Annotated in this window: 24 protein-coding genes; 1 reads left to right on the forward strand and 23 read right to left on the reverse strand. The window is 41.2% G+C overall.

Features of this window, described 5'->3' with window-relative positions; genetic code table 11:
- Nucleotides 1-154: 154 nt before the first annotated feature.
- The 11 genes from QUF94_RS18325 to QUF94_RS18375 form a co-directional block, all read right to left on the reverse strand.
- Entirely contained in the window at nucleotides 155-1,063 is a 909-nt protein-coding gene (locus tag QUF94_RS18325) for a helix-turn-helix domain-containing protein (RefSeq protein ID WP_353957798.1), read from the reverse strand.
- Nucleotides 1,064-1,071: 8 nt separating this feature from the next.
- Nucleotides 1,072-1,863: a DUF3388 domain-containing protein gene (locus QUF94_RS18330; protein WP_289317100.1), complete on the reverse strand. Its 792-nt coding sequence runs from the start codon at nucleotides 1,861-1,863 to the stop codon at nucleotides 1,072-1,074.
- Nucleotides 1,864-2,102: 239 nt separating this feature from the next.
- Nucleotides 2,103-2,360: a DUF3243 domain-containing protein gene (locus QUF94_RS18335; protein WP_289317101.1), complete on the reverse strand. Its 258-nt coding sequence runs from the start codon at nucleotides 2,358-2,360 to the stop codon at nucleotides 2,103-2,105.
- 80 nt (nucleotides 2,361-2,440) lie between these two features.
- The gene (gene ymfI / locus QUF94_RS18340) at nucleotides 2,441-3,166 is read right to left on the reverse strand and encodes an elongation factor P 5-aminopentanone reductase (protein WP_289317102.1); all 726 of its coding nucleotides are present in this window, start codon (nucleotides 3,164-3,166) and stop codon (nucleotides 2,441-2,443) included.
- A gap of 19 nt (nucleotides 3,167-3,185) precedes the next feature.
- Nucleotides 3,186-4,472, reverse strand: a complete 1,287-nt coding sequence (gene yfmH / locus QUF94_RS18345) for an EF-P 5-aminopentanol modification-associated protein YfmH (RefSeq protein ID WP_289317103.1) — start codon at nucleotides 4,470-4,472, stop codon at nucleotides 3,186-3,188.
- Complete coding sequence (yfmF, locus tag QUF94_RS18350; RefSeq protein ID WP_289317104.1) at nucleotides 4,472-5,758, reverse strand: EF-P 5-aminopentanol modification-associated protein YfmF; 1,287 nt, start codon at nucleotides 5,756-5,758, stop codon at nucleotides 4,472-4,474. Before yfmF ends, yfmH begins: the two co-directional genes overlap by 1 nt.
- A gap of 221 nt (nucleotides 5,759-5,979) precedes the next feature.
- Nucleotides 5,980-6,939, reverse strand: a complete 960-nt coding sequence (locus QUF94_RS18355; RefSeq protein ID WP_289317105.1) for an ABC transporter permease — start codon at nucleotides 6,937-6,939, stop codon at nucleotides 5,980-5,982.
- Entirely contained in the window at nucleotides 6,940-7,983 is a 1,044-nt protein-coding gene (locus QUF94_RS18360) for an ABC transporter permease (protein ID WP_289317106.1), read from the reverse strand.
- Nucleotides 7,976-9,511 carry an ABC transporter ATP-binding protein gene (locus tag QUF94_RS18365; RefSeq protein ID WP_289317107.1) on the reverse strand — a complete coding sequence of 512 codons (1,536 nt, stop codon included), beginning with the start codon at nucleotides 9,509-9,511 and terminating at the stop codon, nucleotides 7,976-7,978. The genes QUF94_RS18360 and QUF94_RS18365 overlap by 8 nt, the downstream gene beginning before the upstream one ends.
- A 201-nt stretch (nucleotides 9,512-9,712) precedes the next feature.
- Nucleotides 9,713-10,804, reverse strand: a complete 1,092-nt coding sequence (locus QUF94_RS18370; protein WP_289317108.1) for a BMP family lipoprotein — start codon at nucleotides 10,802-10,804, stop codon at nucleotides 9,713-9,715.
- 152 nt (nucleotides 10,805-10,956) lie between these two features.
- The gene (locus QUF94_RS18375) at nucleotides 10,957-11,682 is read right to left on the reverse strand and encodes a GntR family transcriptional regulator (RefSeq protein WP_289317109.1); all 726 of its coding nucleotides are present in this window, start codon (nucleotides 11,680-11,682) and stop codon (nucleotides 10,957-10,959) included.
- A gap of 316 nt (nucleotides 11,683-11,998) precedes the next feature.
- Here QUF94_RS18375 and QUF94_RS18380 point away from each other — a divergent pair, with 316 nt between their 5' ends.
- Nucleotides 11,999-12,298 (forward strand): DUF6509 family protein, encoded by a 300-nt coding sequence (locus tag QUF94_RS18380; RefSeq protein ID WP_289317110.1) that lies wholly within the window; start codon nucleotides 11,999-12,001, stop codon nucleotides 12,296-12,298.
- A 31-nt stretch (nucleotides 12,299-12,329) separates the two neighbouring features.
- Here QUF94_RS18380 and QUF94_RS18385 read toward each other — a convergent pair whose 3' ends face one another.
- The 12 genes from QUF94_RS18385 to QUF94_RS18440 all read right to left on the reverse strand — a co-directional run bounded on the left by QUF94_RS18385 (nucleotide 12,330) and on the right by QUF94_RS18440 (nucleotide 25,849).
- On the reverse strand, nucleotides 12,330-14,660 hold the full coding sequence (locus QUF94_RS18385) for a DNA translocase FtsK (RefSeq protein WP_289317111.1): 2,331 nt from the start codon (nucleotides 14,658-14,660) through the stop codon (nucleotides 12,330-12,332).
- Between the two features lie 240 nt (nucleotides 14,661-14,900).
- Nucleotides 14,901-15,128, reverse strand: coding sequence for a YlzJ-like family protein (locus QUF94_RS18390; RefSeq protein ID WP_289317112.1), 228 nt, complete (start codon nucleotides 15,126-15,128; stop codon nucleotides 14,901-14,903).
- Nucleotides 15,125-15,874, reverse strand: a complete 750-nt coding sequence (locus QUF94_RS18395) for a ClpP family protease (RefSeq protein WP_421157044.1) — start codon at nucleotides 15,872-15,874, stop codon at nucleotides 15,125-15,127. The genes QUF94_RS18390 and QUF94_RS18395 overlap by 4 nt, the downstream gene beginning before the upstream one ends.
- A gap of 123 nt (nucleotides 15,875-15,997) precedes the next feature.
- The gene (locus QUF94_RS18400) at nucleotides 15,998-17,668 is read right to left on the reverse strand and encodes a ribonuclease J (RefSeq protein WP_289317114.1); all 1,671 of its coding nucleotides are present in this window, start codon (nucleotides 17,666-17,668) and stop codon (nucleotides 15,998-16,000) included.
- A gap of 276 nt (nucleotides 17,669-17,944) precedes the next feature.
- Nucleotides 17,945-18,814, reverse strand: coding sequence for a 4-hydroxy-tetrahydrodipicolinate synthase (gene dapA / locus QUF94_RS18405; protein WP_289317115.1), 870 nt, complete (start codon nucleotides 18,812-18,814; stop codon nucleotides 17,945-17,947).
- A gap of 49 nt (nucleotides 18,815-18,863) precedes the next feature.
- The gene (gene dapG, locus QUF94_RS18410) at nucleotides 18,864-20,090 is read right to left on the reverse strand and encodes an aspartate kinase (RefSeq protein WP_289317116.1); all 1,227 of its coding nucleotides are present in this window, start codon (nucleotides 20,088-20,090) and stop codon (nucleotides 18,864-18,866) included.
- Nucleotides 20,091-20,179: 89 nt separating this feature from the next.
- The gene (gene asd, locus QUF94_RS18415; protein WP_289317117.1) at nucleotides 20,180-21,235 is read right to left on the reverse strand and encodes an aspartate-semialdehyde dehydrogenase; all 1,056 of its coding nucleotides are present in this window, start codon (nucleotides 21,233-21,235) and stop codon (nucleotides 20,180-20,182) included.
- 214 nt (nucleotides 21,236-21,449) lie between these two features.
- On the reverse strand, nucleotides 21,450-22,052 hold the full coding sequence (locus tag QUF94_RS18420; protein ID WP_289317118.1) for a dipicolinate synthase subunit B: 603 nt from the start codon (nucleotides 22,050-22,052) through the stop codon (nucleotides 21,450-21,452).
- A complete protein-coding gene (dpaA, locus tag QUF94_RS18425; protein WP_289318432.1) occupies nucleotides 22,049-22,951 on the reverse strand; it encodes a dipicolinic acid synthetase subunit A in 903 nt (300 codons plus the stop codon). The genes QUF94_RS18420 and dpaA overlap by 4 nt, the downstream gene beginning before the upstream one ends.
- Before the next feature lie 227 nt (nucleotides 22,952-23,178).
- Nucleotides 23,179-23,445, reverse strand: a complete 267-nt coding sequence (locus QUF94_RS18430; protein WP_289317119.1) for a YlmC/YmxH family sporulation protein — start codon at nucleotides 23,443-23,445, stop codon at nucleotides 23,179-23,181.
- Between the two features lie 170 nt (nucleotides 23,446-23,615).
- Nucleotides 23,616-24,842, reverse strand: coding sequence for a M16 family metallopeptidase (locus QUF94_RS18435; protein ID WP_289317120.1), 1,227 nt, complete (start codon nucleotides 24,840-24,842; stop codon nucleotides 23,616-23,618).
- Nucleotides 24,843-24,889: 47 nt separating this feature from the next.
- Nucleotides 24,890-25,849, reverse strand: a complete 960-nt coding sequence (locus QUF94_RS18440; protein ID WP_289317121.1) for a polysaccharide deacetylase family protein — start codon at nucleotides 25,847-25,849, stop codon at nucleotides 24,890-24,892.
- Between the last annotated feature and the right edge of the window lie 95 nt (nucleotides 25,850-25,944).

The raw sequence follows: 25,944 nt of genomic DNA on the forward strand, positions 1-25,944 counted from the left end.
ACCTCCAAAATTTACGCCTGCCATTTAGGCAATGCGTTTTAGATCTTAACATAATGCTTATATGTATAATTTAACTCAAAATACAATCTAATATGCCGGGTGGACCATTTCCCGCCTGAATTATATAGAGAAAAAATAGTCATCTATAAGATGACTATTCGGCTTTCGTAAATTGTATCGTTACCAATTGCGTATTCACTTCAGTCGGTGAAATGGAATACTCCAGCTTCTCATCATTCACAAAAATTTCCGTTTCATACGCTCTGCCAACATTGATGACAGCTTCTTTTTCATTGGTGAAATCAATTTCCTGGCTTTTGTTCTTGTCGATAGTGCCCTGGAATAGTAATTTACCTTCACCATTTTTTATGCCAACCCATGGTGAGCCTTTGGAAGTCACCTTTAATTTAAAGGTATCCGTATCTTTTAATTCATACGTACTATTTTTACCGCTGGAACTGATGACGCTAAGTTTTTGCTCTTTCTTTTCATCTTTAACATCTGATTCATCTTCATTCTTCTTATCTGATGAATCTGGTTTTACGTCATTCTGTTTCTTGTCTGCATTCTCTTTTTCTTCGTTAAACCCATCACTTTTATTGTAGCCCACGGCTTCATTCTCTTTAGCGGTCTTTTTATCCTCATTATCTGGGTTACTCATATAGTTCGATACCAGTACCCATATCAAAACGGCCGCACCAATTACTAAAACGACAGCCAAGATCTTCGGTAACATTTCTACAACCTTCGAATCCCCTGCCGGTATCGTTTTTCTGGATTGGACCCTTGAAAGCTGTTCTGGCAATTCCTCGCTATAGACTGAAGGCACTTCACTCTTATATTGTTCAAAAATCTCTTCTGAATCCAACCCGACCGCTTCACAATATTGCTTTATGAATGCCCGTACATAGAACTTTCCAGGCATCATACTGTAATTTCCCTCTTCAATGCCAATGAGGTAACGCTTTTGAATCTTCGTTAATTCCTGTAAATCTTCTAGGCTAAGACCTTTTGCTTCCCTAGCTTCCTTTAATCGATTACCTAACTCAGTCAAATAAAACACCTGCCATTTTAAAAGTCAAAGGAACCAAAATCGGACCCTGAAAACTGATCTTTTTGGTCTACAACTTCATATGTTATTTCTTCTTCTGGATTGTTTCGCAATTCAATAATATAATCAAAGTCTTCTAGGGTATACTCCGTATTTTGGACAAAAACATCAGGATGTTCAATGACTTTAACAGCATCAAGCCTCATTATTTCGCGAATCAACTGCCAATGACGCTCATTTGCACGGCGAGTAGAAACAATTCCATCTAAAATGAACAAATTATCATTATTATATTCATCCTCAATAAGCTGACTGCGGATAGTCTGCTTCAAAAGGGTCGATGACACAAACAACCATCTCTTATTAGCACATACACTCGAAGCAACGATAGATTCAGTTTTCCCGACACGCGGCATGCCTCGTATCCCGATTAATTTATGACCTTCCTGTTTAAATAGCTCGGCCAAAAAATCGACAAGCAAGCCTAGTTCATCACGGACAAACCTAAAAGTGTTCTTCTCATCAGCATCGCGCTGAATATAACGGCCATGCCTGACTGCGAGACGATCACGCAATTTAGGTTCCCGCAGCTTAATGACCTTTATCGTATCCATCGTATGGAGGATTGATTCGAATCTTTCTATATTACGGCTGTCTTTCGCCAACAAAAGTAAACCACGCCTGCCTTCATCGACCCCGTTAATAGTGATGATATTGATGGACAGCATACCCAGCAGGGAGGAAATATCCCCTAATAAACCAGGACGGTTCACTTGAATTTCATATTCAAAATACCATTCTTTATTCTCCACGATAACACTCCTTAAGCCTAAAAGCTTTTACCCAACATCCGGGGCAAAACTTATCCACCGTAAATTTCAAGATCTGCACCCATTAAATATTATTGTCTAGCTTCTATAATATAGCATTTCGTGATAAGTTAAAAGGAAAAACCCTATAAAAATATTCATTTTTATATAAGAGGATAAATAGTGATCAACTTCAATCCAAAGGCCCTGTTAATTAATAACAGGGCCTTTGGATTGATATTTTACTTTGTTCCATTGTTCTCGACTAACTTGACCATAACGCTTGCCATGGCATGTTTTTCTTGATCGCTTGCGACCGACCAAAGATCAGCAAGTACTTTCTCTTGATCATTCTTGGGCTCAACCTGCTTAGCTAGGTAATCACCGATTTCGTAAGCCAAGTTGTTAACAGCACCTTCTGACAAACCTTGTTGTTCACCTTGATTTAATCTGTCGCCTAAGAAATTTTTCCATTGATCCCAATTGTCTAGTACAGACATGAATGGTCACCCTTTCCTTCAAAATAGTACAAAGATATTTTGTGAAGGAACCGAGGAAATTATACATGTCTTTAAAAAAATCATGTGTACCATCCACCATTGACGCCTAAGATTTGTCCAGTTATATAAGATGACTTGTCAGAAAGCAAATAATATACGGCCTCGGCGACTTCTTTCGAATTGCCCATCCTGCCCATTGGGATATCACCTTTGATGATTTCCAAATCTTCAGCACTGAAGGATTCGAGCATGGAAGTGGAAATCGCACCGGGGGCAACGGCATTCACCCGGATTCCATTAAGGGATACTTCTTTGCTAAGCGCCTTGATAAAAGCATTTTGACTGCCCTTGACCATTGAATATAATACTTCACAAGATGCACCCGTCTGCCCCCAAATGGATGTGACCGCAACAATAGCGGCCTGTTCTTGGTACATCAGCTTAGGAAGAAGTTCCTTTGTTAATTGGAAAGGGCTCGTTACATGCAACTGGACCATTTCATTGACGATTTTCTCATCCATGTCCGATATGAGCCCATAATAACTATTGCCACTATTTAGGACGATTGCATGAAGGGCAAAAATATTTTCCGCCAATTTCTTGTAGCCGTCCGGTTCAGCCAAATCTGCTTGAACCGGAATAAGTTCTACTTGATGAGGCTTCAGTTCTTCAATTAGTTCAAGGATCGCTTCTTCATTGCTGTTATAATGTAAATAAAGTGAATAATTCTCCTCGGCGAGCTTTATAGCGATTTCTCTGCCGATTCCTCCACTGGCTCCAGTAATAAGGGCAAAACGTTTCCCCACATTCCCGCCCCCTTTTATATTATTTAGGAAGTACCTGACAGACAGTCATCCGTTCTTCGGATATTAAGTCATTGGCGACGTTCCTGATATCTTCCATCTTTAGTTTTTCCAATACTGACACCACATCGAACAGGTTCATATCATTGAAAGCATATCTGGTGAATTGGTTCGCTATATATTCCGGCGAATTCAGAGAACGAAGGAAAGAACCGATTTTTTTCTTGATCGTCCTTTGCAGGCTTTCTTCATTCAAGCCGGTTCCGGCTTTTGATTTTTGCAGGATAGCAAATAAAGACTCGGTCAACTCATCAGGTTTTGCACTGTCCCCGCCAATTAACGCAAACCCAAAACCTTGTTCCTGTGTATAATCATAGGAGAAGCTTTGATCGATCAACCCTTTCTCGTATAGCTCCTCATGCAAAGGTGAACTCTTGCCAAACAGCATTTCCAAATAAATATTGGTCGCCAATTCCCTTTTCAAAAGCTGTGAACCGGATTGATGGACATTGATGGCCTTGATGCCCAGCATCACTTTCGGTGTCTGGACATTCATTTTTAAGATTTCCTTATCCTTGGCAACGGTTTCCGGCTCTTGGTCAAATTTACGTTCCACCTCAGGCTGTTCGTTGTACCCTTTATTATTTTGATTATCCCGAATCAGCTTCATGGTACTTTCGACTTCTACCGGTCCTACAACGAATAAGAGCATGTTGCTAGGATGATAAAACGTATTATAACATTCGTAAAGCATATCTTTGGTAATATCAGCAATCGATTCCACAGTACCGGCAATATCAATTTTCACTGGATGTTGATGATACATATTGGCTATCGTCCCGAAATATAACCGCCAGTCTGAATTATCATCATACATATTGATTTCCTGCCCAATGATCCCTTTTTCCTTCTCTACCGTCTTTTCCGAAAAGTAAGGATCCTGGACAAAGTCGATTAAAGTCGTTAGATTCCTATCGAAATCGGACGTGCTTGAAAATAAATAAGCTGTACGGGTGAAGGAAGTAAAAGCATTTGCAGAAGCTCCCTGCTTTGAAAATTGCTGAAAAACATCGCCATCTTCCTTTTCAAAAAGCTTATGTTCAAGAAAATGGGCAATACCATCGGGTACTTTAGAGAATTCCGTTTGATTCAATGGTTTGAAATGGTTGTCGACTGAACCATAATTGGTCGTGAACGTCGCAAATGATTTATTGAACCCACTTTTCGGAAGAATATATACTTCGAGGCCATTATCCATTTTTTCATGGAAAAGTTCCTCTTTCAATTGAGTGAATGCTATTTTCTCCATTACCCTTGCACCTCCGCTTCTGTTAGGAAGTAAATCGTATCAAGCTGAATCTTTTGACCTACGGCAATGATTTCTTCCTTTGTCGTCCGTTCTGTTTTTGCAAACCACTCGTCGAGTGGTATATTCTGCCCGGAAACCACATTATGATATAAAATTTCTACCAGTCCTCTCGAAACGTCTATCGTTTCAAGGAGCTGGTTCTTGACGACCGCCTTTGTCTGTGCCAGTTCTTCTTCGGAAAAATTCCCTTGCTTCATTTCCTTCATTTGTGCATGAATGATCTCCAGTGCCTGCTTGTAGTTGGCATTTTCGATGCCGGACATGACCATTAACAGACCTTTATGGCTTTCGAGCCTTGAAGCTGCGTAATAAGCAAGGCTGGCTTTCTCCCTGACATTAATGAAAAGCTTTGAATGTGAAAACCCACCAAAAATACCATTGAATAGCTGAAGTGCATAATAATCCGGATCACCATATGCAACATGGGTTCGATAACCGATATTCAATTTCCCTTGTTTCACATCCGAATTTTCTATGATTTCTTTTTCCTTCTCCATCTCCACTACCTTGCCCGTCTTCCTAGGCAGGCTCACCGGCACTCGTTCTTTTAGTGACACATACTTATCAGCTAGAGCCTCCACTTCTGCTTCATCGATATCACCGATCACATATAAATCGATTTCATCCTCAGTCAGAATTTTTTTATAATAAGCGAAAAGGGACTCAGGCGTTATCGTTTCCAAGTCTTGTATGTTACCGCTCGCTTCTAAAGCATATGGTTCGTTTTTGCACATTTCCTCTACAAGCCGTGTAGCTGAATATCGCATTTTGTCATCGGAAATGGATTGAATCCGCTGTTTTAAAGAACGGATTTCATTGGAAACCGTTTTAGAGTCAAAGGCTTCGCCATTCGTCTTCGGATGAAAGATCACCTCTGATAGTAATCCAAAAGCCTTTTCCAGAAGCGGCGTTGAATCACTGAGGAATTTTTCATTGACGATATCGATCGTAAAACTTATGATTTGATATTCACCTTTTTTAGCTACATCGACATAAAACCCTGCCCCATATAAATCATCAAGATAAGATCGAAGCTCGGGTGTTGTAGGATGTTTACTTGTATTGCTTTGTAACACATATGGCAGCAATGCACGATATGTAACTTCCTCTTTTGTCAAAGGGGCTTTCATCTTCAGCACGAGAGTATTCGTTTTATATTTATCCGTACGGACCACATGAAGCTTGTAGCCGCTTTTTTCCGTAATTGTATCGGAAGCAATAGACATGAATAATCCTCCTCATTATATAAATCACCTTTATTAGCTTATTGTTTGTAGATCTGAACCCTTTTAAACATCTACTTAAAATATACATGTGAAAGGAAAAATCATGCAAGTTACAGCTACTTTTTTTGGTTTTTCATCAGACCTCCATCAATAACGGCCCAAGCTTCTGCTTATATAAAAGGAAAAACCGGTCAGCAAAATTTGCTGACCGGTTAAGTAACTTATCTTTTTCCTTTGATGTATGGCTGTCCGGATGCTTTTGGAGCATCTGCACGTCCAATGAAACCAGTTAGTGCAATGATCGTCAGAACATAAGGAGCGATCAAGAGGTAAACCGATGGAATATCCTTGAAGAAAGGAAGGCTCGAGCCAACGATACTTAAACTTTGAGCCAAACCAAAGAATAACGCTGCACCCATTGCCCCGATTGGGTGCCACTTACCAAAAATCATGGCGGCGATGGCCATGAAACCTTGACCATTAATTGTCGCATGATTGAATTCATTCGAAAAGATGGTAGCATAAATCGCTCCTCCGATACCGCCAAAGGCACCTGATAATAAAACGGCGGCATATCGGATTTTCGTAACATTGACACCCATCGTGTCAGCAGCCATGGGATGCTCCCCTACTGCCCGAATCCTTAAACCAAATGGTGTTTTATATAGTACATACCAAACGACAAATGATATTAGAACCGCTATATATACGATATAATAACCATTTGCGAAAAAGATAGGTCCTATAAATGGAATATCACTTAATAATGGAACATCAATCCTTGGGAATGTTTCTGTGATTCTGTCAGTTTGTCCTTTGTCAAAAATCAGCTTTACCAAAAACATGGTTAGACCTATTGCCAGTAAGTTGATGGCGACCCCACTAACCGTTTGGTCCGCCCTGAACGTAATGCATGCCACAGCGTGTAGAATGGAAAATAGCAAGCCAGCGATCATTGCCGCCAAGACTGCAAGCCAAGGAGTCCATTCCCCAAAGACATCAGCGAACATTAAGTTAAAAACAATCCCTGTAAAGGCACCAATGACCATCAATCCTTCTAAACCGATGTTTATGACACCTGCTCGTTCAGAAAATACTCCTCCGAGTGAAGTAAAAATAAGTGGAGCAGCTAGAGCAATCATAGAAGGAATAATAATTTGTAATACTTGGTAAAAATCCACTTATTTCACCCCTTTCTTAAATCGAGCGGCAATCCAACGAATAAAATAACTGGATGCGACGAAGAAAATAATCAATGCTATGACAATATCTACAATTTCACTTGGTATGCCGGTTTCTAGCGGCATATTTAAGGCCCCTGCTTTCAGTCCCCCAAATAATAAGGCTGCCAGAACAACACCAATAGCCGTATTCGCTCCAAGTAAGGCTACTGCAATCCCGTCAAAGCCCATACCTGTGAATCCACCTTTGACCGCTGCATAACCAAAAGTTCCAAGGCCTTCCATAGCACCCGCAAGTCCTGCAAACGCACCCGAAATAACCATGGAAAGGATGATGTTCTTATTTACACTCATCCCTGCATATTCGGAAGCGTGCTGATTAAAACCTACCGCTTTCAGTTCAAAGCCCGTTTTTGTCCTTTCGAGAATGAACCACATGATGATGACGCAGATTATCGCTACCACTATCCCCCAATGCATCCGGGAAAAATCCGTAATGCTTTCAAAAAAAGGAGACCGAAGTGATGCTGTATCAGCAATTCTTTCTGTTTTATCCAGCTTTTCAGTCATTACGTTCCGGATTAAGTAATTCGTTACATATAAAGCTGTATAATTCAACATGATAGAAACGATTACTTCATGCACACGAAACTTCGCTTTTAAATAACCAGGTATGAATGCCCACAAGGCACCGGCAGCTGCCCCAGCTAAGATTGCCAACGGCAAATGTATGATCCTAGGAAGCTCGAAAGCGATTCCGACCCAAACTGCCGCAAGCCAGCCAACAATCAATTGCCCTTCAACGCCGATATTGAATAGGCCCGTACGAAAAGCAAAAGCCACTGCCAAACCAGCTAGGATATAAGGAATGATTGTCCTGACGGATTCCCCTACATAATACGAATCCCCAATAATCCCATTTATCATGGATCCATAGCCGGCAATTGGGTCATAGCCGCTTACTAACATGATTATGGCCCCAACGACTAAGCCGAGGATAACCGCTATTAACGGACTGGTTAATTTAGATAAATACTTAGACATTTTGTTTTCCACCTGCTTCCGTCCGTTTACTGCCGGCCATAAGAAGACCCAGCTCCTGTTCAGTCGTTTCTTTCGGATCGACGATTGCGACGATTTCCCCTTCGTATATAACGGCAATTTTATCGCTTACATTCATGATTTCTTCCAATTCAAATGATATGAGGAGTACCGCTTTTCCTGCATCCCGCTGTTCAATCAGACGTCTATGGATGAATTCGATCGCTCCTACATCAAGCCCGCGAGTAGGCTGTGCGGCAATCAACAAATCCGGATTCCTATCAACTTCCCGGCCGATGATTGCTTTTTGCTGATTCCCTCCAGAAAGAGCCCTTGCCGGGGTATATTCACTCGGAGTTCGAACATCGTAACTTTTAATCAAGGAACGGGCTTTTTCAAATATTTTTTTTGAATTCAAGATACCAGCTTTTGAGAAAGGCTTTTGATAGTAGGTTTGCAAGACAATATTTTCCCCAATGCTGTAATCGAGAACCAAACCATGCTTATGTCTGTCTTCTGGAATATGGCCGACGCCTGCTTCAGTGATTTTACGCGGCTTCAGATTCCTGATTTCTTTTCCATTTAGCTTTATGGAACCTGCTGTTGTCTTCCTTAGGCCAGCCAATGCTTCGATTAATTCGGATTGACCATTTCCATCTACACCGGCGATTCCGACAATTTCTCCTGCACGGACAGCTAAATCCAAGTTCCGAACTGCCGAAACTCCCCGGGAATCCTTGACTTCCAGTTCCCGAACCTCGAGAACTATATCAGAAGGTGCGGCTGCCGTTTTTTCCGTTTTAAAAAGAACTTCCCTACCGACCATTAAGCTGGCCAATTCGTTAGGGTTCGTTTCGTTGACATTCACTGTACCAATTCCTTGCCCTTTGCGTATAACCGTTACCCGGTCACAAACCTCCATGATTTCCTTTAGTTTGTGTGTAATTAAAATGATGGATTTACCCTCTTTGATAAGGGCTTTCATAATATTAATCAATTCCTTGATTTCTTGAGGAGTCAGTACAGCGGTCGGTTCATCAAAAATCAATATTTCCGCACCTCGGTAAAGCGTTTTAAGAATTTCGACCCGCTGCTGCATCCCTATCGAAATATCGGCAATTTTTGCATAAGGATCAACACTAAGCTGATATTGTTCTGATAGTTTCCTAACTTCCTCACTCGCTTCTTTTAAATCGATCTTACCCGCTTTTGATGGTTCTTTTCCTAAAATTATATTTTCCGTTACTGTAAAAGGATCAACTAGCATAAAATGCTGATGGACCATTCCAATCCCTAACTCATTAGCAATGTTTGGACTTGTAATCTTGACTGGCTTACCATTCACACGAATTTCTCCCTGCTCAGGCTGGTATAAGCCAAATAAAACATTCATCAAAGTAGATTTACCCGCGCCATTTTCACCTAATAATGCGTGAATTTCCCCTTTTTTCACCTGAAGGGTAACGTTATCATTTGCCACGATGCCTGGGAATTCCTTACGGATATTGAGCATCTCAATTACATATTCCACGTATTATCAACTCCTAAAATGAGTGTAAATATCTTAATTATTTAATTGCTGATCCTAACTTTTTGATTTTTTCAAAAAAACCAAATGAAAAACTACGATTCTATCATAGTTTTTCATTCGATATTTTAGTTGCAAAGAGCAATTGGGGAAAAGAAAGAATAGAGGGCAAGTCTGCCTCCCTATTCTTTCTTAAATTACAGCTTATAAATCAAGTTTTTCGAATTCCTTATCCGTACCTGGAACAACGAAATCACCTGATTTAATTTTTTCTGTCCATTCTTCTACCGCTTTTAAAGATTCTTCTGTAACGTTATCTTTTGTATCAGAAATGCCTACACCATTTTCTTCGATACCGTACTCAATTACTTTTCCACCTGGGAAGTTTCCTTCTTTCGCTTTCTCGGAAAGGTCTTTAACTGCTACGTCAACACGTTTTAACATAGAAGTCAGTGTGATATTGTCGTCAGTTCCTGGCACTGCTCCTAATTTAGCTTGGTCGCTATCTACACCGATAACATATATTTCCCTCTTAGGATCTTTTTGCTTTTGCTCTACAGCTTCAGTGAATACGCCTTTTCCAGTTCCTCCAGCAGCATGATATATGATATCGATGCCTGAAGAATACATGGAGCCTGCAGTGGATTTACCGATGTCGGCTTTATTGAAATCACCGGCATATTTAACTTCCACTTTCGCATCCGGATTTACAGATAAAACCCCAGCCTTAAAGCCAACTTCGAATTTCTTGATTAATTCAGATTCAACTCCGCCGATAAAACCTACCTTGTTTGTTTTCGTTTGCAATCCTGCAATTACACCTACAAGGAATGATCCTTGCTGCTCTTTAAAACTAATGCTGGCAACATTCTTCTTATCCACAACTGTATCCACGATTGCAAATTGTGAATCCGGACGTTGGTCAGCCACTTCACCAACAGCTTCGGCTAAAAGAAAACCGATACCATAGATAAGATTGTAATCTTCACGTACAAGCGTATTCAGGTTTTTAGCGTAGTCAGCATCAGATTTGGATTGCAGATAGTTGTAGCCATCTTTACCTTTTTCCAAACCATTGTCCTTACCGAATTCCTGAATTCCTTTCCAAGCGGATTGGTTGAACGACTCGTCATCCACGCCGCCAGTATCAGTTACCATGGCAACTGTGAAGTTATCTTTCTTGTCTTTACCATTTGAGGATTCTTTATCATCATTCTCTGAATTACCACATGCTCCCAATAGCGTACCGGCTGCAAGAACAAGTGAAAGAGCTAGACCTAATTTGCGCTTTTTCAATTTTTATCCCCCTAATTTACATAGTTTTTTGAGCAGGAATGTTCTGAAAAGTCATTCATGTTTGCGTTTTCACTTCTCGTTAATTTTTTTTACATGCATCTGATCGACTTTACGCAATCGAAACAAACGCTTGCATTCACACGTATGCAGAGTTACACACGTTTACGAAGAACATGAAAGCTGAACATATTGGCTTTAAAGTAGTTAACAGAATACAGGATAGGCTGGTCCCAATCATCCAGATGCATCTGCTTTAGAACGAGTAATGCGGCTTCTGGCGAGCATTTAAGGATAGGAGAAACTTTCTCGTGATATCCAATAGGTTCAATCTCTGCTACGGCATGCGTAATCTTTCGATTCGCATCTCTTTCCAAAATATCCAAAAGAGACTCATCATTACGGTCGAAATTTTCTGATAGTATTGATTCAGGAATTTTGTCGACACAGTAGACAACCGGCTCCCCATTCGCTGTCCTTACACGTTCGATGATGACGATGCGTTCATCTGTTGAACAAGAAAACCTGCGAATATCCTCTTCTGTAGGTTCTTGGGCCGTCAAACTTAAGAAAATCGTACCCGGATTCATTCCTGCCTCTTCAATCATGTTCGTGACACTTTTTAATTGCTCGATACCTGAAGTGAACCGAGGTTTTGGATTGACAAAAGTCCCAACTCCATGGCGGCGAATGATGATGTTTTCTTCTTCTAAAATTCGCAGCGCTTCACGAAGTGTCGCCCTACTCACTCCCAATTTTTTGGCAAGATCGAATTCTGAAGGGAATTTTTCATTTTCCTGATAAACTCCTGCTTCAATATCCTGCTTCAGGTAATCAATGACCTGCAAATATAAATGTCGACTATCTGATTTTATTGACATACAGTTTCCCCCAGCTAATTTCTTTCTTAAGACATCAGACCTCTGATGTTGAATCATTCCTACTAATCGAAAATAATATAACATTTTTTTTGATATAAATAAATAGTGTTTTACTATTTACTTTAAAAGAATTTAGGAGAAATTACCCTTATCTGTGTCTTTCAATCTAGGAATGGCCACGGAATTTGCACGATTATTCTCCTAAATCAGACTAAAAAAAATTTTGAAAATGTAAACTGAAAAAAGCCAGCTTTCTTTTCAAGATACTGTTTTCCTGTATAATAAGATTTATCTTCTTTGAAGGGATGTACACATGATGTTAAAGATTACAGAATACACGATCGAAAAATTGAATGATCCATTCGGAATTTTAACCGGGGAACGTTACGAGTTGTTCTTGGATATTGAAGTGCCTGAAGAGGATGAGCTCTTTTCAGAAAATGGTTTATATATCCGGGTGCTTTTTGTAGTGGAAGAACAAATAGGCAAACTGATTAAATATGATATTTTTGAAAAAGGGAACGAAGGCGCACTCGAATTCGATTTAGAGGAAGATGAAGAATCGATGATTGCCGACTTCTGCCTTAAACATTTAGACGAGGCGATGAATAATTAAAAAACCGGGCTGCAGCCCGGTTTTTTTTTACCTATGATAAATTCGCTTCATCCTGTTCATCTTTAGTAACCAATACATTTCGTGGTTTACTGCCTTCATACGGACCGACAATTCCCCTCGCTTCCATTTCATCAATCAACCTGGCTGCCCGCGTGTAGCCAATCCGGAAACGGCGCTGCAGCATGGAAACCGATGCGGTTTGCATTTCTATGATCAAGGAGACGGCATCCCCGTATAAACTATCTTCGACTTCACCATTTGAAGTGTCCGCAATTTCATCAGGTATCATCTCTTCATTATATTGGGCTTTTTGCTGTGAAATGACATATGTGACAACTTCCTCGACTTCATTGTCGGATAAAAATGCCCCTTGGACCCGAACCGGTTTTGAAGCTCCTGCAGGCAGGAAGAGCATGTCACCCCGTCCCAACAGTTTTTCGGCTCCGCCCATGTCCAGAATCGTTCTCGAATCGGTCATTGATGAAACACTAAAAGCAATCCGTGATGGGATGTTCGCTTTAATGACCCCTGTAATAACATCGACGGAGGGCCGCTGAGTGGCAATTATCAAATGGATGCCAGCTGCCCGTGCCATTTGTGCAAGTCGTGTGATGGCATCCTCTACATCATTTGAGGCGACCATCATGAGATCTGCCAGCTCATCGACAATGACTACGATATAAGGCAGGAGCGGTTGCTTGGCATCTTCTTCAATGTTATGCCGGTTAATATAATCGTTGTAGCCTTCAATATTACGCGTACCAGAATGAGAAAATAGCTCGTAGCGCCTTTCCATTTCACTGACCACTTTTTGCAAAGCCTGTGCAGCTTTCTTTGGATTTGTCACTACGGGTGCGAGTAAATGGGGAATTCCATTATAGACATTGAGCTCCACCATTTTGGGATCGATCATCATCATTTTCACTTCATGCGGTTTTGCCCGCATCAAGATACTCGTGATAATCCCGTTGATACAAACCGATTTCCCGCTGCCAGTAGCTCCAGCCACTAGTAAATGCGGCATTTTATTGAGCTCAGCCTTAACCGCTTCACCAGAAATATTCCGCCCTAAGCCTATTTGCAGTTTTGCGTCAGGCTTGTCAACTTCTTTGGCTTCCAAAACTTCCCTTAAAGACACCATCGCCACTTCGGAGTTAGGCACTTCGATTCCAATAGCAGATTTTCCGGGAATCGGAGCTTCGATCCTAATATCCTTTGCGGCCAGTGCAAGCGCCAAGTCATCGGATAGGCTGACAATCTTACTTACCTTCACCCCTACATCCGGATGCACTTCATATTTGGTTACGGCTGGGCCTAAATGAACTTGAGTGACCCTCGCTTTCACTCCAAAGCTATGAAAAGTGCGTTCAAGCTTTGCAGCATTTTCATGGATCAATTGGTACTCTCCGCTTTGGTCCGTTTTCTTGGGCTGCAATAATAGTGAAAGGGGCGGTAAAAGATATTCTTTATTTTCCACTTCTGTGAAATTCATTGGCAGAACGGCATCATCCTGTTCCTCTGTACTTTCAGCTGCAGGTTCCATTGCAACGGGAATTATTTCAGTTTCGTCACTATATGCTTTATCAGCAAAGCTGGAAATGATACGTTCCGTCGCCATTTGCTGTGTTTCCTCTTCTTGATGAAGGGGCTGATCCGTTTCTTCCACCAAATCTTTTTCTCGCTTCTTCTTTTTCACGGGATTTTTTTTCTTTTCTTTTTTGTCTTCATTCCACGTTTTCATATCATCTCTGAATGCAGCCCATTGCTTTTTGAAAAAGCCGCCAAGACCCATGAAAAACTTCCCGAGGGTTTCACCTAAAGTTTTCCCGGTCAAAAGCACGGCACCTACAATGATAAAAAGGAATGAAACGATTTTCGATCCAGCTTCGTCGAATAAAAAGTATGAGGCTGCAAATAATATCGCTCCAATCATACCTCCTCCAAGGTCCTTTGTGCTTGCCTTGCCGGTCACTTCCATCCAGAATAGTTCCCATGTATTCGAGATCACGCTGGGCTTAGTAAACGGGCCTCCATCTGCAAGCATGTTAAACAGCGTCACATGACTTAGCAAGAGCATGCTCGCGACAAGGAAGTACATCCCGATGAATTGCCGTTTTAACAGGTAAGGAACCTCCCTCTTTATCATCAAATAGAATCCAGTAGCAATCGCTCCCAACAAAAAGAGGATATACCATTCCCCCATGAAGAAGCGGATTAAAAAGACCGTCCCATTTCCCACTGCTCCAAGCTTGGCAATGGCTATGATGGCCAACCCTATTAAAGTAAGGCCAATCAATTCATATTTAAGCGTTAGTTTTAACTTCTCTGTACTTTTCTTATTTCTGCGTTTCTTCTTTGCCATAATATCACCTGATTCTTCATGAAACTATTCTAACTTTCCTATTCAACATCACAACCTGATTTCCCTTCACGAAACAAACGTTCGTTTTCTGATTATACCAAAAAAATATAACCCTGTCCTTGATATATATCCCATTTCTTCTTAAGTCGGACAATATGTCCAGATAATGAATAAAAGCAGCCAAGAGGCTGCTGATTATCATTCCAGTATATCATAATTTACCTTAGTTAGTCGTTTTTACTAGGTATTCATTTGTCCGAACACATTGATGACTGCCCCCGGCTGAATGTGTACATTCATATAATCTTCAGGATCCGTGCTCACAATTCGATCAATGCGAAACGTGCGTCCACCGTCATGTTCAACCATTACATGTACACCATTATAGATCATTTCAATTAAATTCGCCGTTTTCTCATGGTGATGGGGGAAAATGATTTCTTCAGGAACGATCGTATAAAGTGTCATTGCAGAAGCCCCTCTTCTGTCCCGGCAATTTTGGGCCTTCTTTCTTCCATGAAGGTATTTAGTTTTCTCATGGCTTGGCCTACTCCTCCTACATCATCGATCATACCGATTTCAACTGCCTCGGCCCCGATTACATTCGTGCCTATATCACGGGTTAAATTTCCTTTAGCAAACATTAAATCCTTAAAACTTTCTTCCGTAACATTGGAGTGCCGTGTAACAAATTTAATGACCCTTTCCTGCATTTTATCCAAGTATTCAAAGGTTTGAGGCACGCCAATGACTAGACCTGTCAAACGAATGGGATGAATCGTCATCGTTGCCGTTTCCGCTATAAAGGAATGATCACACGAAACCGCAATCGGCACACCGATCGAATGGCCTCCCCCAAGTACAATCGAGACGGACGGCTTGGACAGGGAAGCCAGCATCTCTGCGATGGCTAGTCCCGCTTCGACATCTCCTCCTACTGTATTTAAAATGACAAGCAGCCCCTCAATATTGGGATTTTGTTCAATTGCCACAATTTGTGGGATAACATGTTCATACTTGGTCGTTTTATTTTGAGGAGGCAGCTGCATATGTCCTTCAATTTGTCCAATGATCGTCAAACAATGGATTTTTGAGTCCTGAGATAGTTGCGGGACATTAGTAGCCCCCAGCTGCTGGATCTTTTCGATTAATGTTGAATTTTTACCTTCCTGCCGGCCTTCATTTTCATTTGGTAATGGTGCATTATCCACTATGCCAACCCCTTTCTCTTAAGCCTATAGCTTTATTATGTCTCGAGTCTCGGACTTCATTCTTCAAGATATAAGAGGTTTGGCACAGAAAAAAACCCCTGACATTTCAGATCAGGGGTTTTTGACTTAATATTCCATGATGATCGGTAAAATCATTGGCCGGCGTTTCGTTTTTTCATAGAAGAATTGGTTTAATGCATCACGCATTTCCTGCTTCAACGTAGACCAATCGAAAGGTTGGCGCGATCCATTTTTCTTCACGATTTCACTTACTATTTCGGTTGCTTCCCCAATCATTTTTTCTGATTCACGAACATAAACGAATCCCCTTGAAATGATTTCAGGACCTGCTGCAATACTTTTATCCTGACGGTTCAACGTGACGACTACAATCAAAATGCCATCCTGGGATAACAAGCGACGATCACGAAGGACGATATTACCCACATCTCCAACACCGCTGCCATCAATCAAGATATTTCCTGCTGAAACTTTGCCGGATAGACCCATTTTATCGCCCTTTAATTCAATGACATCACCTTTTTCGGCAATTATGATGTTTTCACGTTTAATCCCCGCGGCAATCCCAACCTTTTGATGGGCATATAAATGGCGGTATTCCCCATGCACAGGAATGAAAAATTTAGGATTCATCAAATTGATCATCATTTTCAGTTCTTCCTGGCTACCATGACCTGTTACGTGCACTTTATATTTATTCGCAGATACCACCTCAGCGCCTACCCTGTATAGCAAATCGACGGTTTTGGATAAGATAAGTTCGCCGCCCTGTAGGGGTGATGCACTGATCAAAACTGTGTCTCCCTTTTTGATCGTTACCTGCTTATGAGTTTGTTTTGCCATTTTTTGAAGTGCCGCAATGGGCTCCCCTTGATGACCTGTCGATAACACGACGATTTCACGGTCGTTATACTGGCTAATTTCGTTTATTGGGATGATCAGCTCTTCTTCGACCTTTAAATAGCCTAAATTCAAGGCTGTTTCATATACGCGTTGCAGGCTTTTGCCTACAACTGCCACTTTCCTGCGACTAGCTGCAGCTGCATTGAAGACATGTTGAATCCGGTTGATGTTCGAAGCGAAGCACGCAACGATGATCCTTCCAGAGGCAGCATGGAAAACCTCTGTAATATCTCTGGCCACAACTGCTTCTGATGGCGTATAACCTGGCCTCTCGGCACCAGTACTATCCGAAAGCAAGCATAGGACACCTTCTTCACCGATACTAGCCATTTTACCGATTTCCGGTTTATACAGATCGGTTGCCGCTTGATCGAATTTGAAATCCCCTGTATATACGATTGCACCTTCACGCGTATGGATCACGACTCCGACAGAATCGGGGATACTATGGTTAGTCCGGAAAAAAGACACGGCTGCTTGAGGAAAACTTAAAAGGGAATCTGAATCGATCTCAGTAAATATTGCCCTGCCGTTAAAGCCATCTTCCTTTAATTTCGTTTTGATTAAAGCAAGTGTAAGCTTTGTTCCATAAACTGGAACCGGTAAATATTTCAAAACATAAGCAAGCGCTCCCATATGGTCTTCATGACCATGGGTAATGAATATCCCCTGCACCCGTTCCTTATTATCCATCAAATAAGAAATATCAGGAATAACTGCATCGATTCCCAGCATTTCTTCTTCTGGCAGCATTAACCCCGCATCAAGAAGGTAGATGTCCTCGTTCACCTCAACGACGTACATATTTTTACCAAGTTCCCCTTGTCCTCCAAGAGAAATGACTTTTATCCCACTACTTTTATCTTTACCCAATCGAATATCCTCCTTAAAAAATCCCGTTCATAATTTCCCAATGATTTCATTATAACCGATGTTCAAAAAACATGACAACACTTACCATTTTGTAAAGGGACTTTTTCATTTAATCCCTAAAAAAGCTTTTCCATGTTTATGTATGAGACAATCAACCCTGTATATTGCTATACAGTTTCGATCTATCATTTAAGAAATTGGATAGTATATCCCTTTCATATACATCATTATGTAAAAACAAGCCAATCTTCAACGATCAGCTTGTTCCTTGTCTTTTTATTTTTTTAATACCTTAGTTAAAGCCAAGCGTTCCTGCTCCGTCAATGGCACGATTGGAAGTCTGACCGATCCAACGTCAATTCCATATAACTGAAGCGCTGTTTTGACAGGTGCCGGGCTTGGCGCTGCAAACAAACCTTTAATAAGCGGTAACAGTTCCTGATGCAGCCGAGCCGCCTCTTTCAAGTTCCCGATGATAAAAGCCTCCACTATTTTCTGTAACTCTTTACCAGCAATATGTGAAGCAACCGAAACTACACCCACACCACCAATCGCTAGTACAGGCAGTGTTAAAGCGTCGTCCCCACTGTATAATGCAAAATCCTCATCCGTTCCAGCTATGATTTGGGTCATGGCGTTTAAATCCCCGCTCGCTTCCTTCACGGCTACGATATTAGGAATTTTTGAAAGGCGGATGATCGTTTCCGGTTCTATGTTAACCGAAGCGCGCCCAGGAATATTATATACCATTACAGGGAGAGTCGTACTAGCTGCAATAGCTTTAAAATGCTGGTACAGACCTTCCTGATTCGTTTTACTATAATACGGGGCCACCAGCATGATTGCATCGGCGCCATTTTGTTCTGCTTTTTTTGTCAACTCGATGGATGCATACGTATTGTTGCTTCCTGTACCCATGATGATGGGCACCCGTTTTTCAACAACCTTGGAAACATGACGCAATAGCGCAATCTTCTCCTCCGAAGATAAAGTTGGAGATTCCCCTGTCGTTCCCGAAAGCACAAGCGAATCCGTTCCATTCGTTAATAAGTAATTAACCAATGAAGTCGTTTTTTGAAAATCAACATTTCCCTTGCTATCGAAAGGGGTGACCATTGCGGTTGATACTCTACCAAATATCATCATCTAACACCTCTTTAATTTTTAAAACCTTTATTTATTAAAAAACCTATGATTATTGGACTTCACTTTCATGCAGTTGAAATGCATAGTGCAGGGAATTAACAGCTTCGATTAAATCTTCTTCCTTAACGAGCACCCAAATAGTCGTATGGCTGTCCGCTGACTGGAGAATGGCAATTTCCTTCTCGGAAAGCGCTGTAACAATCTTAGCCGCAACGCCCGGCACACCGTTGATGCCTGCACCGACTACGGACACCTTGGCACAATTTCGTTCAATGACCGGTTCATGACCAAGCTCGGCCAAAATCGAGAGGGCAAGCTCTGTCATCTCTTCCGAAACTGTATAAACTACGCCACTTGGATAAATATTTATAAAGTCAACTGAAATGGAGGCATTGGCCATTGCTTTGAAAACTTCTGCCTGTAGATTATATTGATCTTTTTTCGCACGCACCTTGATTTGAGTGATTTTTGGCACATGGGCAATCCCGGTTACGAGCCTTTCACGTATGTCACTACCCTGGCTTCCCTTGTTCACACTTGTAACAAGTGTTCCCAAACCTTCGCTGTATGTTGATCTTATCCGAATCGGCACTTTGGCCTGCATGGCAATTTCAACAGCTCGCGGATGAATGACTTTCGCGCCTTGATAGGCCATGTTGCAAACTTCCGTATATGAAACGATTGATAATGGACGGGCTTTATCGGCAATACGTGGATCTGCCGTCATGATTCCTTCAACATCCGTAAAAATATCGACCCGTTCAGCTTGCAATGCTGCACCTAATGCAGCAGCTGAAGTATCACTTCCACCACGGCCGATGGTCGTGATATCCCCATTTTTAGCCGCTCCCTGGAATCCTGCTACAACGACAACATCCTTCACTTCCAGTTCTTTCATGAGACGGTCACATTTCATTTCGATTATTTTCGCACTTGAATAGTCGGTATTCGTCAAGAATCCCGCTTGAGCCCCAGTATAAGCGACGGCATCAATACCGTGTTCTAACAGCATGTTGGTAAATACAACAGAAGATATCGTTTCTCCTACTGACATAAGTAAATCCTGTTCTCGTTTTGAAAGGCTGGCTTTTGCTCCATTTACTAGTGAAAGTAAGGTATCCGTTGCATAAGGATCGCCTTTTCTTCCCATTGCAGAAACCACAACCACCACTTTATAGCCTTCTTTAATCGCATTTTCAATATGTCCTTTGGCAAACGATCGGCTTTCCTCATCCCGAACGGATGTCCCACCGAATTTCTGGACGATGATTTTCATAATATGCACCCCAAATATAAGCCAGCTTCCCGATTCGGGAAGCTGACAAAAACTCTCTATCCTATTGGTAATTAATTAAGAATAAATTATTACTTAACGGTAACCAAACCTAATTTCAAAAGGCTTTCAGCAATTTGAACAGAATTCCAAGCCGCTCCTTTTAATAGATTATCGGAAACCACCCATAAATGGAAGCCTTTATCTTCATCCAAATCTTTGCGAATCCGACCGACGAATACATCATTCTTGCCGACGGATGAAGCAGGCGTTGGGTATACTTGTTGTTCCGGTTCATCTTCCAACACTATTCCAGGTGCCGTTCTCATTAAATCTTTGATTTGAGAAGCAGCTATGCCATCCTTTTCAACTTCAATGTAAACAGATTCCGAATGACCCGTTACAACAGGAAGCCTTACGCATGTTGCAGCTACTGAAAGGTCTTGCATATGCATGATTTTCTTTGTTTCATTAATCATTTTCATCTCTTCGAAAGTAAACCCATTATCTTGGAATTTATCGATTTGGGGAATGACGTTAAATGCGATTTGATAATGCTTTTCGTCCCCTTTTACCGGCAAAATTTTCGGATCTATTTCTTTTTCATCAAGCAAGTCGCGAGCTTGTTCCTTTAATTCATTTATCGCTGCAGCCCCCGCACCCGAAACAGCCTGATAGGTAGAAACAACAATTTTTGATAAGCCATATGTCTGGCGGATAGGTTCTAATGCCACAACCATTTGGATGGTTGAACAATTCGGGTTCGCAATGATCCCATTATGATTTTTCAAGTCTTCTTCATTTACTTCAGGAACGACTAGCGGCACATTTTCATCCATGCGGAATGCGCTCGTATTATCCACCACTATCGCTCCGCGTTTCACTGCTTCTGGAGCCAATTCCTTAGACACGCTTCCTCCAGCACTGAATAAAGCGATATCGATGCCTTCAAAGCTTTCAGGTTTTGCTTCCTGCACTTCGATTTCTTCGCCCTTAAACGTAAGTTTGATTCCTGCGGAACGAGCCGATGATAAAAAGATGATTTGTTTAATCGGTAAGTCCCTTTGTTCGAGTGTTGAAATCATTTGTTGTCCTACTGCTCCAGTTGCTCCCACAACTGCAATACGCAATCCCTGTGTCTCAGTCATTTATACATACTCCTTTTCTATCTCTTAAAATTAGTTGTTTTTTTGGATTTACTACTTCTTGTTTAGAATATCATTTATTTTATCACATTAACATTCCAAAGGGTCGCACTTTAACAAAATATTCTGGTAGCGGAGTGGTTTTTTATAACTTCAAGCTACAAATTTATGCATATATGCCAGTCATTAGAAAGCGGGAGCGTGCCAGAAAACTCGTTCAGTCTAAATCATCCTTGAACCTTTCGACGATGACCGGTTGAATCTGTTCCCTTTCCAGTGCTGAAATGATCGTATCCCTAATCATGCTCATCCTGGCAACCATGGAACTTGGCTTGCCTGTTGGATTATCCTGGCCATATGGAACAAAATAAATATCTTTTGCTGCCATCAGCCTCATTAGATTGACACCATTTAACCCAAGTGCATCATTTGTTGATATCGCGACCACGACTGGACGGTGATTTCTCATCGTCGCTTTTGCAGCCATAAGTACAGGCGAATCGGTAAGAGCATTTGCCATTTTACTCATTGAGTTACCCGTTAAAGGAGCGATCACCATACAATCCAGTGGCAATTTAGGTCCTAATGGCTCCGCTTTGACGATTGTATCAACGACATGATTCCCCGTCAATTTTTCAATTCTTTCGACCCAGTCCTCGCCCTTTCCAAAACGGGTTTCCGTGTTCTGTACAGTCGATGTTACGATTGGAATGACTTCCGCCCCTTCATTTACAAGTTTTTCTATTTCCGGAAACACTTCATCATATGTGCAATGTGATCCTGTTAATCCGAAACCAATCCTTTTCCCTTGGAGACTCATAGTTTTTTCCCCTTCCTTTTCAAGCACTCGTCTTGAATCAATAACCCCAGTGCATTCGCTAATATCTGACCAGCCGTTTTCGGGGCAACTATCCCCGGTAAGCTCGGTGCCAACAGCGCTTTAATTCCCCTTTTTTCAGCGTAACGAAAATCCGTCCCCCCCGGTTTTGAAGCAAGGTCGATGATTAATGTATGAACTGGCATATTAGCTATGACTTTTGCGGTAATTATCGGAAAAGGAATCGTATTGATACATATATCAACATTTTTCATTTCTGCAGCAAGATCATTTAAATGAAAAGGGGTTAATGCCATTTCACTGATCCTTGCAATATCCTTGCTTTTTCTTGCCCCCACCTTTACTTTTGCTCCAAGGGCCTGGAATGACCGGGCTACACTCATACCGACCCTTCCCAGTCCGAGAACGGCTACATTCGAACCATGGATAGTAAAATCCGTATGTTGAATGGCCATCATGATCGCACCCTCTACAGTGGGAATCGAATTATAAATAGCCACATCATCACGTTCGAACAATAGAACGAGTTTGCGATCCGCTTTCTTAAATATCCCATTGAGGTAATCGTTACTGATTCCTGCATAAAAAGTACAATGTGCCGGGGTATTTTTTATCATTTCTTCAGTCAAAACAACCTCTTCACTGGAAAAGATCGTCTCCACTTTTCCATCTGAATCCGTGCCCCGGACAGGTAAAATAACTGAATCTATTTCCTTGAAATTTATTTCTTCCATTTTTTCCTTAACCGCTCCGGTAAAAGCATGGTCGAGCTGTTCAAAACCTACCAATAATAGCTTCGCATCAAGCTCCGTCAATTTACGGACAACTTCAAGCTGACGCGCATCTCCACCAATTACAGCAATTTGCATGCCTGTGAGCATTAAAACCGTCACCTTCTTTATATAAAAGATCCTAAACATTCCTCGCTTCATGATAAATTTCCCTCAAGAAGCAATTCGGTTTTTACTACATTCTCTAGTTACCCTGCCATCTTATGTTTTCACTTAAAAAACGGTGATAAGAAAAGAAAAAACGCCTTAGCTATTGACAGCTGAGGCGTTTCGAAAGACCAATTCCAGAAAAACCAAGGAGTATGGTACGAGCGTTCTTATCCGTCCATATGCTCTCCATCTTTATGTAGTCCTTCCTGAAAATCAATGATGACCATATCCGTACCGACTTTTTTTATATGTTCCCATGGCACTCTTATTTCACTGCCATTCCTTAAGAGGCCGAACCATTTGACAGAAGGGATGATCAACGTGGTAATTTGTCCAGTTTCATCTATTTCCAAATCCGTCTGACCTAGGATTCCTAATCTTTCCGCTCTATTCACATCGACTATTTCCTTACCGCTCAGTTCACTCAATCTCAATTTCAGTTCCCCCTTTTTCACCTTCTATTCAATCTATATCCGAAAAAGGTAAACTTAGAATGCATTTATCCAAATATTGTCCATAACACTGGACCCCTCCATTTTCAAAGGCATTTAATAAAAAAAGCCTGCCCCCCATTAATATAAGGAAGGTGCAGACTTGTTCGTTTTTATTTGTCCCAGTTTTCCAGCGGGCTCACTAATGACAAGGAATGTTCAGTAAAGATCTGGTTTGCCAGTTCATTGACGGTATCCTCTGTAACCTCGTCAATCTTGATGATGATATCATCAAGGGAACGGTGCTCACCCAACATAAGCTCATTTTTTCCATTTCGGCTCATGCGGCTATTCGTGCTCTCAAGGCTGAGCATCAAGCTTCCTTTAAGTTGCTCTTTACTATTTCGTAATTCCTTTTCCGTAATGCCATCTCTTTTTAATGTATCCAGTGTTTCCTGAATGGTTTCATACAGGCTGTCAAGTTGATTTGTGCCTGTCCCCCCATATACTGTCACCATACCGCTATCTTGATAGCTGGAATGATAGGAGTAAACGGAATAGGCAAGGCCGCGTTGTTCCCTCACGTCCTGGAATAGGCGGCTACTCATGCTTCCTCCAAGAATATTATTCAAGGTGATTAAGCTGTATGTTTTTTCATTACCGATTTCCAACCCTTTGTAACCAAGGCATAAGTGGGCTTGTTCCGTATCTTTTTTACGGGTGATCCTATTTTCATGGAAGGAAGGTTTGACCAATTCAAGTCGGTCTTCCCCTCCTTGATACGAACCAAAGTAGCTTTCGACTTCTTGAATCAATTTTTCATCCACATTCCCGGCGATGGATACCACCACTTTATCAGGTGTATACATGTCATGGACGTATTTTTTTAATGTATCACTATTGAATGTTTCAAGCGTATTTTCCGTTCCTAGTATAGGATAGCCAAGAGGATGATTTTCATATACTGCCTTGCTTAAGAGATCATGAACAATGTCATCCGGTGTGTCTTCGTACATTTTGATTTCTTCGTAGACCACATTTTTTTCTTTTTTCAATTCTTCCCCATCAAATGTTGAATTGAAGAACATATCAGCAAGGATTTCAAGCGCATAGCTTGCATGGTTATCCATTACTTTAGCATAATAGCAGGTATACTCTTTTGAAGTGAATGCATTCACCTGTCCGCCAATACTATCGAACGACTCGGCAATTTCACGCGCATTTCTTGTAGTTGTCCCTTTGAAGAACATATGCTCCAGGAAATGTGAAACCCCATTCAATTCAGGTGTTTCATTTCGTGAACCTGTTTTGATCCATACTCCAATTGCTGCTGAGCGGACAGTTGGAATATTTTCCAATACAATTCTAACTCCATTTTGACACGTGTATTTCTTAATCAACTAACATTCCTCCCAATCATTCTATGCTGCTATCGTTAACCAATACATCATGGATTCGATCGCTCTTCATCTACTGCTTCCGAAACGGTAACAACATCCAAGTCTTTCTTTTTTATTTCGATTATTAACGTTTCCAATGATTTTGCAGTAGATTCCGTCGGATGCATTAAAATAAATGCTCCTGGGTGTACCTTAGAAAGCACTCGTTGTTGAAGGACTTCAGGGCTTGGTTTTTGCCAGTCGATCGTATCCACACTCCACATGACAGTTTCCATACCGAAAGAATCCGCGATTTTCACCGTTTCATCCCGATAGCTTCCACTTGGTGGTGCGAACCATTTCATTTTCAAACCTGTCACCGCTTCAATGACTTCGTTCGTTTTTCGAATTTCCTCACGTGTAGCTTGGGCGGATATGTTTTTCATATCGGGATGTGAATAAGAATGATTTCCAATTTCATGCCCGCCACCCACAATCATCTTGGCCAAATCTGGATTTTTCTTGGTCCAATTACCTTCAAGGAAAAAAGTGGCTTTGACATTATTCTTTTTTAATACAGCCAACATATCTTGTAAGTATTCATTCCCCCAGGCCACATTGATTAAAAATGAAACCACTGGCTTTTCTGGATGGGCCCGGTAAATCGGAGCAGGATCCAAATCCTCTATATGTATCTTTGCAGGCACCTGCTGAAATACCAGCTTATCCTTATCGAACACACCCACCTTCTTCATGGCTTTATACGAATCATCAATATTTACCTTAAGTCCATTATATGCAGGAACGGTTTTCCAAACCGAATCTATTCGTGCATCCTGTGGTGCAATCTCATATTTTTTTGTTGATTCTTTTATTTGTAAAAGAAGCTCATCTTCTTGCTTCATTGAAGCAACTGAATGATCTGTTAATTGGGTCAAATAAATTTGTGTATATGGATTTTGCACTAATAACCATGATATACCTGCAATGGCACTTATCGCAACTATCTGCTTCCATTTATTATTCATTTTTTACGCCCCCTTCATACCAAAATGTATGAAGAAAACGGACAAGGTAGAACATGACAAACTTTTAATGCCATTACAACTATGCTTATCCCAAT

The sequence above is a fragment of the Peribacillus sp. NJ4 genome, from assembly GCF_030348345.1.
Taxonomy (GTDB): domain Bacteria; phylum Bacillota; class Bacilli; order Bacillales; family DSM-1321; genus Peribacillus.

What these genes read in the sequence shown, in the direction of transcription:
- dpaA (WP_289318432.1), bottom strand. Translation starts at nt 22,951, where the DNA reads ATGCTCACAGGCATGCAAATTGCTGTAATTGGTGGAGATGCGCGTCAG.
- dapA (WP_289317115.1), bottom strand. Translation starts at nt 18,814, where the DNA reads ATGATGATATTTGGTAGAGTATCAACCGCAATGGTCACCCCTTTCGAT.
- QUF94_RS18335 (WP_289317101.1), bottom strand. Translation starts at nt 2,360, where the DNA reads ATGTCTGTACTAGACAATTGGGATCAATGGAAAAATTTCTTAGGCGAC.
- QUF94_RS18380 (WP_289317110.1), top strand. Translation starts at nt 11,999, where the DNA reads ATGTTAAAGATTACAGAATACACGATCGAAAAATTGAATGATCCATTC.
- dapG (WP_289317116.1), bottom strand. Translation starts at nt 20,090, where the DNA reads ATGAAAATCATCGTCCAGAAATTCGGTGGGACATCCGTTCGGGATGAG.
- QUF94_RS18360 (WP_289317106.1), bottom strand. Translation starts at nt 7,983, where the DNA reads ATGTCTAAGTATTTATCTAAATTAACCAGTCCGTTAATAGCGGTTATC.
- QUF94_RS18385 (WP_289317111.1), bottom strand. Translation starts at nt 14,660, where the DNA reads ATGGCAAAGAAGAAACGCAGAAATAAGAAAAGTACAGAGAAGTTAAAA.
- QUF94_RS18375 (WP_289317109.1), bottom strand. Translation starts at nt 11,682, where the DNA reads ATGTCAATAAAATCAGATAGTCGACATTTATATTTGCAGGTCATTGAT.
- yfmH (WP_289317103.1), bottom strand. Translation starts at nt 4,472, where the DNA reads ATGGAGAAAATAGCATTCACTCAATTGAAAGAGGAACTTTTCCATGAA.
- asd (WP_289317117.1), bottom strand. Translation starts at nt 21,235, where the DNA reads ATGACTGAGACACAGGGATTGCGTATTGCAGTTGTGGGAGCAACTGGA.
- QUF94_RS18440 (WP_289317121.1), bottom strand. Translation starts at nt 25,849, where the DNA reads ATGAATAATAAATGGAAGCAGATAGTTGCGATAAGTGCCATTGCAGGT.
- yfmF (WP_289317104.1), bottom strand. Translation starts at nt 5,758, where the DNA reads ATGTCTATTGCTTCCGATACAATTACGGAAAAAAGCGGCTACAAGCTT.
- QUF94_RS18420 (WP_289317118.1), bottom strand. Translation starts at nt 22,052, where the DNA reads ATGAGTCTCCAAGGGAAAAGGATTGGTTTCGGATTAACAGGATCACAT.
- QUF94_RS18390 (WP_289317112.1), bottom strand. Translation starts at nt 15,128, where the DNA reads ATGACACTTTATACGATCGTTCCTGAAGAAATCATTTTCCCCCATCAC.